8 protein-coding genes and 2 pseudogenes are annotated in these 11572 nt (G+C 68.4%); 3 read left to right on the forward strand and 7 right to left on the reverse strand.

All coding sequences use genetic code 11. The annotated features are described in order from the left end of the window. Nucleotides 1-872 precede the first annotated feature (872 nt). Entirely contained in the window at nt 873-1250 is a 378-nt protein-coding gene (locus ACWDA7_RS44835; RefSeq protein ID WP_450612924.1) for an ANTAR domain-containing protein, read from the forward strand. A 65-nt stretch (nt 1251-1315) separates the two neighbouring features. Here ACWDA7_RS44835 and ACWDA7_RS44840 read toward each other — a convergent pair. The 4 genes and pseudogenes from ACWDA7_RS44840 to ACWDA7_RS44855 all read right to left on the reverse strand — a co-directional run bounded on the left by ACWDA7_RS44840 (nt 1316) and on the right by ACWDA7_RS44855 (nt 5870). Then, a pseudogene (locus ACWDA7_RS44840) lies at nt 1316-3042 on the reverse strand (SpoIIE family protein phosphatase). A 45-nt stretch (nt 3043-3087) separates the two neighbouring features. Continuing rightward, nucleotides 3088-3441: an STAS domain-containing protein gene (locus ACWDA7_RS44845; protein ID WP_450612925.1), complete on the reverse strand. Its 354-nt coding sequence runs from the start codon at nt 3439-3441 to the stop codon at nt 3088-3090. A 243-nt stretch (nt 3442-3684) separates the two neighbouring features. Continuing rightward, complete coding sequence (locus ACWDA7_RS44850) at nt 3685-3813, reverse strand: integrase (RefSeq protein WP_450612927.1); 129 nt, start codon at nt 3811-3813, stop codon at nt 3685-3687. Nucleotides 3814-4178: 365 nt separating this feature from the next. Beyond that, complete coding sequence (locus tag ACWDA7_RS44855) at nt 4179-5870, reverse strand: acetolactate synthase large subunit (protein ID WP_450612929.1); 1692 nt, start codon at nt 5868-5870, stop codon at nt 4179-4181. 216 nt (nt 5871-6086) lie between these two features. On the opposite strand from ACWDA7_RS44855, the gene ACWDA7_RS44860 reads away from it, so the two are divergent. Continuing rightward, entirely contained in the window at nt 6087-6824 is a 738-nt protein-coding gene (locus ACWDA7_RS44860; protein WP_450612930.1) for a flavodoxin family protein, read from the forward strand. A gap of 227 nt (nt 6825-7051) precedes the next feature. Here the strand turns inward: ACWDA7_RS44860 and ACWDA7_RS44865 are convergent. Then, nucleotides 7052-7255 (reverse strand): annotated as a pseudogene (locus ACWDA7_RS44865) (SulP family inorganic anion transporter); the annotation flags it as partial. Nucleotides 7256-7495: 240 nt separating this feature from the next. Further along, on the reverse strand, nt 7496-7924 hold the full coding sequence (locus ACWDA7_RS44870; RefSeq protein WP_450612932.1) for a VOC family protein: 429 nt from the start codon (nt 7922-7924) through the stop codon (nt 7496-7498). 480 nt (nt 7925-8404) lie between these two features. On the opposite strand from ACWDA7_RS44870, the gene ACWDA7_RS44875 reads away from it, so the two are divergent. Next, nucleotides 8405-9607 (forward strand): cytochrome P450 family protein, encoded by a 1203-nt coding sequence (locus ACWDA7_RS44875; RefSeq protein ID WP_450612934.1) that lies wholly within the window; start codon nt 8405-8407, stop codon nt 9605-9607. Between the two features lie 189 nt (nt 9608-9796). Here the strand turns inward: ACWDA7_RS44875 and ACWDA7_RS44880 are convergent, their stop codons facing one another. After that, the gene (locus tag ACWDA7_RS44880) at nt 9797-10666 is read right to left on the reverse strand and encodes a hypothetical protein (protein ID WP_450612936.1); all 870 of its coding nucleotides are present in this window, start codon (nt 10664-10666) and stop codon (nt 9797-9799) included. Nucleotides 10667-11572: the final 906 nt, after the last annotated feature.

The following is an 11572-nucleotide window of genomic DNA, read 5'->3' on the forward strand; positions in this document are numbered from 1 at the left end:
ACGCGGGAGACCAGTGCATCCACCACCGTTCGGGATGCGCCAGTTGACCAGGACTGGGTACAAGACCCACTCCTGCTCACTGACTAGGAACGGTAAGAGGCTCTTCTTCCCGTACCCCTACCGTGCGGACACAGCCGCGCCTGTGTAACCAGGTTGCTGGCCTCCCAAGTGCGCCTCTCTCGAAGCTTCATGGCCGCGGCACAGCGGAGGTGCAAACAGGCACGCTGTCGAATGCATGTCGAAGTCCGCCAGTCAGATGCCCAGTTGAGCAAAGGACACAGGTCAACAGGCGGATGGGGTCAACCTACTAGACGCCTTCTAAGCGCTTGGCCGCAGGTTCGAGTCCTGCCGGGGGCGCCACTGAGTGCCCTCCCTTCGGGAGGGCCTTTTTGCTGGTCAGGGCGGCGAAGTTCTCCGCCGGGAGAGTCAGCCGACCGCGGGCGAACGGGATAAGTCCCCGGCGGCTTCGAGTCGTTTCTCCAGACCGGAAGCCGCCCTGGAAACCAGCCAGGTACTTCCCCTTCAAGATCCACTAACTGATCGTGCCGTCAACCCGCTTCGGCTCCGGGGCCATCCGACGGGTACACCTCTTGCATCCTCACGACTGCCGGCCGGTCGTGGCGAGCCGGGAAAGAGTCGGCTGACATCGGCGAACCAGGTTAGGTTGCAGAGCGAGGGCTACTCGCCCAGGGCGGGGTCAGGAAGCGTGCCCCGCCGCAAGGGCTCTCCGTTCACCGTTGGCGGAGAGCCCTCCCGTATGTGGCATATGGGAAGGATTCCCAGGTCGCAGGTAAAGGTTGCGTGCGGGAAACTATCCCCATGGAAGCGGGGTAGCTGTACAGGGTCCCCGCCCCCTTTGACCGGGTGGTCTCATGGCGTTCTTCGCGGTCTCCAAGCATCACTCCCTAGAGATGTCCGCCACCGACCTCGCGATGGAGAACGAGCGTCTCCAGGCGGAAAACGAGCAGCTTCAACACGCCGTGACCTCGCACGCCATCATCGATCAGGCCATGGGTGCCCTGGTGGTTCTCGGGCAGATTCCACCCGACGAGGCGTGGCGAGCGCTTCGGGACGTCTCGCAGCGCACCAACACGAAGCTGCGTGTCATCGCCGAAGATGTGCTGAAGTTCGCCTGCGGCGACAGCCTGCCGGATGGCGAACTAGACGAACTGCAGCGAGCGTTGACCCGGTTCAAGGGCTCTCCCGCCCATCAGGTCCAGTCGGCGATGGGTGAGCGCCCGGGTGCGTGATATCTGTGCAGCCCTGTGTGTCGGCTGAACCGCACCCGCGTGTGAGCGTGCCCCCGGCAAAGCGGTCAGCCGGCCTGCGGCCGGATGGGAGTGCGGGCGGCGATGAGAGTGATGTCGTCGCGGGTGTCTCCGAGATCGCGGGCGAGTTCGGCACATAGCCGGTGCAGGGGTAGGTGGCGGTGGGTGGTGGCGTGCTGGCGTAGGCGGGTCATGCCGTCGTCGAGGGAACGGGTTCGCGATTCGACCAGGCCGTCGGTGTAGAGCAGGAGCGTGGCGCCGTCGGGCAGAGGGGTCCGGGTGGTGGGGCGCTCGAGGTTGGGGCGGAGCCCCAGGAGCATTGCGTGTCCCCCGGTGAGGTAGCTGACGTTGCCGTCGTCGGTGATCAGCAGGGGTGGGGGTGGCCTGCGACGGACCAGGACGCCTGCCAGGCCCCGTCAGCGGTTCGGTGCAGGCGGGCGAGGATCGCGGTGGCGGAGTCGGCGAGGGTCAGGCGGGCCTGGGCGGTGTCCAGGCGACGCAGGATCCGGCCTGGGGACTCTTCAGGACGGTCGACGGCCAAGGCGCGGAGCATGTTGCGTAGTTCGCTCATACGGGAGGCGGCTTGAATGTCGTGGCCGGTGACGTCGCCGATGACCATGGCCAGGTCTCCGTCGTCGAGGAGGAAGGCGTCGTACCAGTCGCCGCCGACTTCTGCCGCGTGCTGGGCCGGCTGGTAATGGGCAGCCAGTTCGATACCCGAAACGTCAGGCAAATCGGTGAGCAGGGCGCGCTGCAGGGCCGCGGCGATGTCGGCCTGAGCGGCGTGCAGGCGGGCATTGTCCAGACCCAGGCTGATGCGACGGGCCACCTCATCCGCCAGGGCACGGTCGGCTTCGTTGAAGGGCGGGCTCGCGGACGCACGGGCCAGGGTCAGCGCCCCGAACGTAGTGGCGCGCAGCCGCAGCGGCAGGACGAGCGCCTCTTCCGCTTCCACCAGCGTGAACAGGTCCGTTTCGCCGCGGGCTGCGGGGGCGAGGTCGGTCAGGTGCTGGGTGCCGCCTCCCTCGAGGATGCGGGTGATGGCCGCGTGGTGGGCGCGGTGCTCCGGCACCAGCTCATCGCCGGGGCCGGTCGGCAACACGTCGGGGTTGTGGTGGGCGGCAGCGGCGAGGCGATGAGCGTGCCCGTCAGTCAGGCTGACCAGAGCGGTGTCCGCGAGGCGGGGCACCAGCTGGCGGACCAGGCGGTGCAGCGCTTCGTCCGCGTCCAGGGTGCTGGTCATGGCCAGCGTCAGCTCACCGAGCCAGCTGGTCTCCGCCAGATCGTATTCGGCCTGCTCACGCATCGTCTCGCTGTGCGCGTACCGCTCGGCACGGCGCCCTTCCCGCGCGCGCTGGGCGGTCGCGTCGTGGAAGACGACCACCGCACTCAGGCCATGTCCCCCAGCCGCGGGCACGGGAGCCGCGGTCCACCACACCTGAAGCGGCGTGCCGTCGGCGCGTAGCAGTACGGCGCGGTCGCCGCTGATCCGTCTGCCCAGGGCGACGTCCCGGAGGACCGGGCGCTGGACGGGCAGAGCGGCCGACTCTTCGTCCGACGGATGCAAGATGCGGTGGGCGTTGACCCCTATCAGGGCGCCCGGCTCGTAGCCCAGCAGCCGTTCGGCCGCCGGGTTGCAGGCGATCACCGTGCCCTCGTCGTCCACGGCATACAAGCCGGCATCCGCCGCGGCAGCCAACGCCGACATCAGCGCATCGTCCACACTGACCTCGGAAGCCCCGCGTTCTTTCGGCCCACTCTCCACCCTGTGCATTCTGCCCGCATCTTCCCCCGTTCCAGCAAGCCTTCTCCTACACCGTCACGGGCGCGGGTGATCGCACGCGGCGGGGACGCCGCCGAAGATCCCGACAACGGTGTCCAGCCCCGTCACGTCCAGCATGCGGCGGACCTGCTCGCGCGGGGCCGCCAGGCGAAGCGTCCCGCCCAACGCATCGGCCCGCCGCATGGCGTACACCAGCACCCCCAGAGCGGTTGAATCCATGAACGACACCTGCTCCAGGTCCAGCACAATGCGTCCGCGACGTTCGGCAATGAGCGCATCGACCGCTTCACGCAGCGCCGGAACCAGCGCCAGATCCACCTCGCCACTGAGGATCACCACCGCCCACGCCCCGCGGTCATCGGCACGTCGCACGCTGGACACCGGAACCATGGGAGGCTCCTCCTCACTGGGGGATCTTCCTATCCTCGCATCTGCCGATCGCCACCGTGCCCGGGCCTGTAACCACCACCTGCTGTCGTGAACGGTCCTGTGCAGCTACGGCGGTAAGCCGACCGAGGCCAAGAGAAGCCACGCAGACAGCGCCGGTCCGGACGCCGACCGGTGTAGCTCCACAGCGAGCGGCGGATACGGTTCGGCGCCGGGATCCCCGTGTGTCCCGGCGCCGGGCGCACATCAGCCAGCCACCTTGGGCAGGTCGCCTCGGGCGAGGATCCGTTGTTTGAGGTCCCGGAGCTGCCCGGAGATGCACCGGGCGTAGATGGCCAGCAGCACGGAGACGCTGTTGCCCGCCCACTCGGCCACTTGCTCGTAGGGCGGGACAGGGAAGGGTGGACAACCCTGATGCTGACGTCGTTTGCGGTCACGGTTGTGCCTTGACGTAGACCTGTGGGAGCAGCGAGACGCATAGGCCGTGGCCTGCGGGTGTAGCCGAGGTGAGAGCAGCGAGAGCCAGCCCCCACAGCGCCAAATCCTTCATTCCTCCTCCGCAGGACAAGCTCAGTACCACGACGCCCATCGTCAAGGAGACGCCGAAAAGAGGAGCAACCTGCCCCTGATCACCGGCGGAAGCAAGCGGGATCTCATGCCTCCCATCACAGCCGCCACGAGGCGGCCGCGGAACGCCCGGGCCCCTTACGGAACAGGGACATCCTCGGGGGCGTCGGGGATCAGAACGGCCCGTGCAGATCGCCCAGTTTGTCGGTCAGGCGCAGGTTCTCGGAGTAGTCGACGGGGCAGGCGATGACGGAGACGGTGTCGTCGTCGAGGGCGCGACGCAGCGCGGGCAGGAGTTGGCCGGCGGCCTCGACCGCGTAGCCGCGTGCGCCGAAGCTCTTGGCGTAGGCGACCAGGTCCGGGTTGGTGAACCGGGTATGGCTGTGACGGCCGAGTTCGAGCTCCATCTTCCAGGTGATCAGACCGTATTCCTCGTCGACCAGGACAAGGACGACCAGCGGGACGCGTTCGCGGACGGCGGTCTCCAGCTCCTGGGAGTTCATCAGGAACGCGCCGTCACCCATCATGGCCAGGACACGCCTGTCCGGCCGGGCGAGCTTGGCGGCGATGGCGCCCGGCAGCGCGAATCCCATGGTGGACAGGCCGTTGGAGAGCAGACAGGTGTCCGGCTCGTAGGCCGGGTACAGGCGGGCCATCCACATCTTTCCGGCGCCGGTGTCCGCGAGCACGATGTCGTGGCGGTTCAGGGCAGTGCGGACATCGGCCACCATGCGCTGCGGAACTACGGGGAACGCGTCGCTGCTGCGTCCGTACTGGAGCTCCTCGTCGAGGAGCCTACGAATCTTCTCGCCGGTCCTCGACTCGTAGGTGAGGCGGTCGGGCAGTGCGGCCGCCAATGCGTCCAGCGCCTGCGAGGGGTCGCCCTCGACTCCCACCGCGACCGGGTAGTGGGCGTCCACCTCGGCAGGGAAACGGTGCACATGCACGATCCGTTTGTCGCCGTTCGGGTTGATCTTGACCGGGTCAAACTCCTGGATCTCGTAGCCGACGCAGACAAGCACATCGGCCGCGTCGAAGCCGAAGTTGCCGTAGTCGTGACGCATGAAGCCGACCGCGCCGAGGGCCGCCGGGTGGTCGTCGGGAAAGACGCCCTTACCGTGGAACGTGGTCGCCACCGGGACGTTCAGCCGCTCCGCGAACCGCACGAGCGCGGCCGAGGCCCTGGCTCTCGCGGCGCCGTGGCCTGCCAGCACCACGGGGCGGCGTGCGCCGGTGAGAACGTCCGCGGCCCGCGCGATCTGCGAGGGCGACGGCGCATCGCTGCGAACCGCGTCAATCTGCAAGGGCGCGAGCGGTTCGGCGGGACGTTCGGTTTCGATGTCCTCCGGCACCGCCAGGAACACCGCGCCGGGGCGTTCACTCTGCGCGGTCTTGAACGCCTTGCGCACCATCTCAGGCACCGCGTCCGCACACTCGACGCAAGCAGCCCACTGGGTGACGGGAGCGAACATCGAGACGAGGTCGATGACCTGGTGCGACTCCTTGTGGATGCGGCGCAGAGAGCCCTGTGCGGCCAGGGCCACCAGCGGTGTGCTGTTGGTCGTCGCATCGGCGGTACCGAGCAGCAGATTGATCGCACCGGGACCCAGGGTGGCCGAACACACCCCCGCCCGGCCGGTCAGCCGCCCGTAGATCTCCGCCATGAAAGAGGCGGCCTGCTCGTGGCGCACCAGAACGTAGCGGATGTCAGAGCCGCCCACCGCATCGACGAAGCGGATGTTCTCCTCACCCGGAATCCCGAAGACGAACTCCACGCCCTCGGCCTCCAGACAGCGCACCAACAGGTGGGCCACGTCGCCCACTGCCCTCGCGTCCCGCGCCTCCGTCACGCCGTCAATGCCCATGAGGCGACCGTAGGCACGCCGACCGGCCCCGGCCACTCACCGGCAGCCGACAGGGGGCTGGCAGGACTTCTCGCAGGAGGTACCAACCCACGTCGCGCTCAGACATCGCCCCCATCCTTCGGACGCATCACACTGGCGCCCGCCACAGCCGGTCTGCACGCTGGACGAGGACGCGCCGCCCTCCACCGTGCGGCGGCAGGGCTCTGGGAGGACCAAGTGACCGCTTCGTCGCCCGCCACCGACGCACCGCCGGCCCGCTACGACGACCTGCGCGCTCTGGTCATCAACTGCACACTGAAACGGTCGCCGGAGCGGAGCAACACCCAGGGACTGATCGACCGCAGCACCGCCATCATGGATCCGCAGGGAGTACGGGTCGACGTCGTACGGGCTGTGGACCACGACATCGCCACCGGCGTCTGGCCCGACATGAGGGAGCACGGCTGGCAGACCGACGCCTGGCCAGAGCTGTACCAGCAGGTTCTGGCGGCTGACATCCTCATACTGGCCGGACCCATCTGGCTGGGCGACAACAGCTCCGTGATGAAGCAGGTGATCGAACGTCTCTACGCCTGCTCCAGCCTGCTCAACGAGGCTGGCCAGTACGCCTATTACGGACGGGTCGGCGGCTGCCTGATCACCGGCAACGAGGACGGCGTCAAACACTGCGCCATGAACGTCCTCTACAGCCTCCAGCACCTGGGCTACACCATCCCTCCCCAAGCGGACGCCGGATGGATCGGCGAGGCGGGCCCTGGTCCCTCGTACCTCGACCCGGGCTCGGGCGGCCCGGAAAACGACTTCACCAACCGCAACACCACCTTCATGACCTGGAACCTGCTCCACCTGGCCCGAGCGCTGAAGGACCTCGGAGGCATTCCCGCCTACGGCAACCAGCGCACCGCCTGGGACGCCGGCTGCCGCCGCGACTACGAGAACCCCGAACACCGGTGACGAGACCTCGACGGCAAGTCACAGCGGGGCGTCGAGTTCGGCCCTCCGGTGGATCTCAGCCGGAGCCTGTAGCGGCCCCTCCTGCCCTGGGCCGAGCTGGTCGGTGCCGGCGCGATGGGGCCACACGGCATCAGCGTTCATAGCAGGCCACGGTCTGTCAGGGCCTGTCCGGCTGGATCCTAGGCATCGACGTCCTGAGGCGCGGGTCCGGTGCCGACGCGACCATTGATGCACAGGATGAGCAGGAAGAACCCGGCCAGGAACGCCGACAGGCGAGTACGGGCGCCGCTCTTGACGTTGATCTTGGTCTGGCCGATCGTGCCGCTGCCACCCATGCCGCCGAAGATGCCGGTGACGACGTCGGCGATGCCCTGGCCGACCGCTTCGCGCGTCTTGTCGGACTGGGTGTCGGTCAGACCGTCGACCAGCTCGCGGTCAAGCGTCTGCGCGAGCACCTTTAGTCCTACGGGAAGTTGGCTTACGCCCGCTGCCATTCCCTCCGGGCCCGCCTGGAGATGGCCGAGGACTTCGCCGCCACCTGCGCCGTCGACTGCACGCGCACGCCTGACGTTCGCCCCGGTGGGGCCACAGGAGCCGACGAGGCGGTGCCGGACAGGCACCACCCCACGGTTCATGCACCCCTGAGGCGGACTGCGGCCCCTCCTCCCGGCTCAGCGTGCTCCTGGCACCTCTTCCGTCACTTCGTTGAGCGGCGAGGACGGATCGCTGCCGTACGGGCGGGTGATGACCTCAAGGCCATGACCGGCCGGATCCAGGAAGTACACGCCGCGCCCGCCGTCATTGCGGTTGATCCGGCGCGGATGCCTGCCCTGCGGATCGGCCTGGATCGGGACCTCGGCAGCCACGAGCCGCGTGAGCACCTTGTCGAACTCGCCCTCGGACACCAGGAACGCGTAGTGCTGCATGGGGATGTCGATGTCGACGCTCGCGAAATCCAGCGTGACGCCGTTGGCTGTCGTCACCGGCAGGAACATCCCGGCCGGTTCCCCGACCTCGAGCCCCAGAATCTCGGCGAGGAAATGAGCGGACTTCTCCCGGTCACGGGAGAGCACGATGGTGTGGTTGAACTGAACTGACACTGGACAATGCCTCCACGGGCATCTCCGCGGCGCCTCCATGCCTCACCCAGCCGATGACCGACACGCGATGCCGCCCCCGGATACTAGGCACCTGTCCCTGGCAGCGTCGAGGGGATTTCGATCGGTGTGCGGCGGCCTTCGGACAGGGCCCGAACGCCATGACCTCAGGCCGCGCAGTCAGTGGCACCACCAGGTGCCGGTCGGCCCACTCGTAGCCAACCTGAACCTTGAGTTGACGGCGCCGGACTGAGTACACCCACGCGACGGGCGACACCGTGACCTTCACCGCATGCGCAAAACGGGCGTGGCTGATGCCATCATCCCCACGCCACCGTGGTGTCCAATCTCCCGGCGGTAGCCGTGCTCGCATTCATCATCTGCGTCGTGCCAGTCTCTGCCCGCCCGGGTGGCTGGATTCGTCCTTCGTCGAAGCGCCGCCCATTGCTAGCGTCGAGACGAGCCGGGAGACGGGGGCAGGCGATGGCGGCAGCCGAGGTGGTCGACCTGGTGGCAATGGGCGAGGACTTCGTCCGTGATCCGTATCCGGTCTACGCGGCGCTGCGCGAGCGCGGACCCGTGCACAAGGTGCGGATTCCGGAGGGCGCGGAGGCCTGGCTGGTCGTCGGGTACGACGCCGGGCGGGCCGCGCTCGTAGATCCGCGGTTGTCCAAGCAGTGGAAGAACGCCTCGCCCTCCTTTCCGCTCCCCAGCCCGTCTGCGGGGCCGCACATGCTCAACTCCGACCCGCCGGACCATGAGCGGCTGCGCAAACTGGTCGTCCGCGAGTTCACTCCGCGCCGGATCGAGCAGCTCGCGCCGCGCGTGCGGCAGATCACCGACGAACTGCTCGATGCGATGGTGGCGCGTCCGGAAGGCCGGGCCGAACTGGTCGAGGCACTCTCGTTCCCGCTACCGATCTCGGTGATCTGCGAGCTAATCGGCGTGCCGATGCTGGACCGGGCCGCTTTCCGGGCCTGGACCAGCACGATCCTCACCGACCCCGACCCTGGGGCGCGGCTGGCGTCGACGGGTGAGGTGGCCGCATATCTCGCCGACTTGCTGGAGCGCAAGCGGCTGGCCCCGGGCCAGGACCTGATGAGTGCTCTGATCCGCACCACCGACGAGTACGGCGACCGGCTGTCCGCGGACGAACTACTGGGTACCGCCTGGCTGCTGCTGGTCGCGGGACATGAGACTACGGTCAATCTGATCTCCAACGGCGTGCTGGCCCTGCTGACCCATCCCGACCAAGCCGCCGCACTGCGCGAGGACATGACGCTCATGGACAATGCGGTGGAGGAGATGCTGCGGTACGACGGGCCGGTTGAGACGCCGACGTTCAGGTTCACCACCGAGCCGGTCGAGATGGGCAGCACAGTCATCCCCGGCGGGGGTGAGCTGGTCCTCGTGGCCCTGGCAGACGCAAACCGCGACCCGGAACGCTTCCCCGCCCCTGGCCGCTTCGACATCCGGCGGCCCGCCAACGGTCATGTCGCCTTCGGCCACGGCATCCACTACTGCCTCGGCGCGCCGCTCGCCCGCATGGAGGCACGAGTCGCGATCCGTGCTTTGCTGGAGCGCTGCCCTGACCTCGCCCTCGACGCCCACCCGGCCGCCCTGACCTGGCGCCACGGCATGCTCATCCGTGGCCCGCGTCAGCTGCCGGTCCGGTGGAAGTCATAACCTTCCCGGGCTCCCCCGCAGATGACATGATTCTGGGCCCGAACCGCGAGTTTCCCCAACCAGAGCGGTGGCTCGCACGGACGCACCCCCTCCGTCCGCCGCAGCGGTGCGGCGATCGGTCGCTTCGGCGGCTTGGTGGGGGCTGTGGTCGGGCCGGATGATGTATCGGCACCCGCAACGCCGCACGGATCACTTCACGCCGGACGGCAAGCCCACGCTCCCGCCGAACACGCCACCGTTGTCGGCCCGTACCTCCTGACTCACCGTGATGTCCCCGCCTTGGAAAGGGACAAGGAACGTGAACGCGTACCAGTGCGACGCAGGCCGATATCCGTGCGCACGGTCCAGACCCCACGTTTCGCTGAAACTCCTGAGCGTGATCTGGCTGTCCGTCGCCGTCACCCCGGCCTTGCGCAACTGACTCAGCGTGGGCTCCACCTCCCGCACCGCACGCTTCAGCGCGGGACGGTTCCGGGCGGCCGACAACTGCCAGCCGGATGCGCTGACTTGTAGCCGCACGCCCGTCGCCGTACGACTCACCTCCGCACTCTTGGCGTACGCCGCGAACGCGTCCAGGTCGGCCACGGGATCCTCGACGTCATTGGCTATGTCCGGATCGGACAACGGCCCCTTCTTCCACCCCTCGGCAGCGTCCTTGACGTAACCCGTGCCGCCGACGACGTACACCGCCTCCGGCTTGCGCACCCCCTTGCTGGTGGTGACCGTGCCGGTCTGCTGGAGTGCGGCCGGGTCGGTGGTGCGGTGCACGGTCGCGGCATAGGTGGCGCTGGACGGCGCCTGACCCTGCATGGTGGCGGACTCGCTGCCATGCACGGCGAACGTCCACCCCTTCTCGGCCCCCGTGGTCTGCCGAGCGCGGGCGACGAACTGCGCGGCGGTCTTCGGCTCCGGGGCGGCGGCCCCGGTCCCGGGACGCGTGGCCTTCGACTCCGGTTGGGCCTGTGTGGTTTTCGAGGAGGCGTGCTGCCCCGCCGGCTTCCGCTTGCCGTCGTGCGCCGAGCATCCGGATGACACGGCCACGACAGCCGCGACGAACACGGCACCGACGGCACGGCGCCCACTCAGACCGACACGTATTCCGGTTCCGGACAGCACTTCACAGCCTTTCGGTGGAGTGGGGGGCGAGGGCGGCGCGGTTACTGTATACAGCAGCCGGTGACGCGACAGCGAGCTTCGGGGCAAAGGGGGCGCACAGGGCTTGGGGCCAACGAGAGGCGCTGGTCGGAGGACGACCCGCCCGCGAAGAACCGCCCGGACCGCAGCCGCGCCTCGCACGGAGACGTGCTCCCCGACCGGAGCTGACCCGGTCCCCTCCCCGGCCCGCGCGCCGCGGCAGTCCCGGCACAACAACTCGACCGCGACCGGCCTGAAGAGAAGCGGCTGCGTGTGGCGGTCGCTCTCGCATTCCCGCATCCGCGCAACACGGGGCGGCTGCGGGACGACAGTGGCAGTGGCCGGGAGAAGGGGCGGAATCTCGCGCAGGACGTTGCGGGTGCAGAAAACCCCAGGCCCACATTGCGGCGACTGTACCTGATCGTCCGCCGCCGCCTGCCCCGACTTGCCCCGCTGTGCCTGACGCCAGACATTGCTTGGTCGCTCACCGACTTCCAGGCCACGAACAGCCCGAGGCCGTCCGCTATCCGCCAACGATCATTGTGGGACAGCTCTGAGCCCGGCTGAACGCTTACCATGTCGAGATCCGAGATGGGAGTCTCATGACCGTCGCTGTCGGAGACGAGGGCAACGTGCACGGACTGTCCCGACGAGCGTTGGCGGCGTGGGACGGGCAGTCCGGACGGACGGCAGGCATGTGGCCAGGGTCCGCCGAAGTCGCCGCGCACAGGCTGCAGATGGGCGACGATGGACAGTGGCCGAGAACGCGACACACGGGGGACACCTGATGGAGGCTGCGGACGTCGTACAGGCGTTGGAGGGGCTGCGGGG

The organism is Streptomyces sp. NPDC001156, assembly GCF_053598275.1.

Bases quoted from the DNA above. Each gene is read 5' to 3' on its own strand.
- ACWDA7_RS44835 (WP_450612924.1), top strand. From the start codon at position 873: ATGGCGTTCTTCGCGGTCTCCAAGCATCACTCCCTAGAGATGTCCGCC.
- ACWDA7_RS44875 (WP_450612934.1), top strand. From the start codon at position 8,405: ATGGCGGCAGCCGAGGTGGTCGACCTGGTGGCAATGGGCGAGGACTTC.
- ACWDA7_RS44845 (WP_450612925.1), bottom strand. From the start codon at position 3,441: ATGGTTCCGGTGTCCAGCGTGCGACGTGCCGATGACCGCGGGGCGTGG.
- ACWDA7_RS44855 (WP_450612929.1), bottom strand. From the start codon at position 5,870: ATGGGCATTGACGGCGTGACGGAGGCGCGGGACGCGAGGGCAGTGGGC.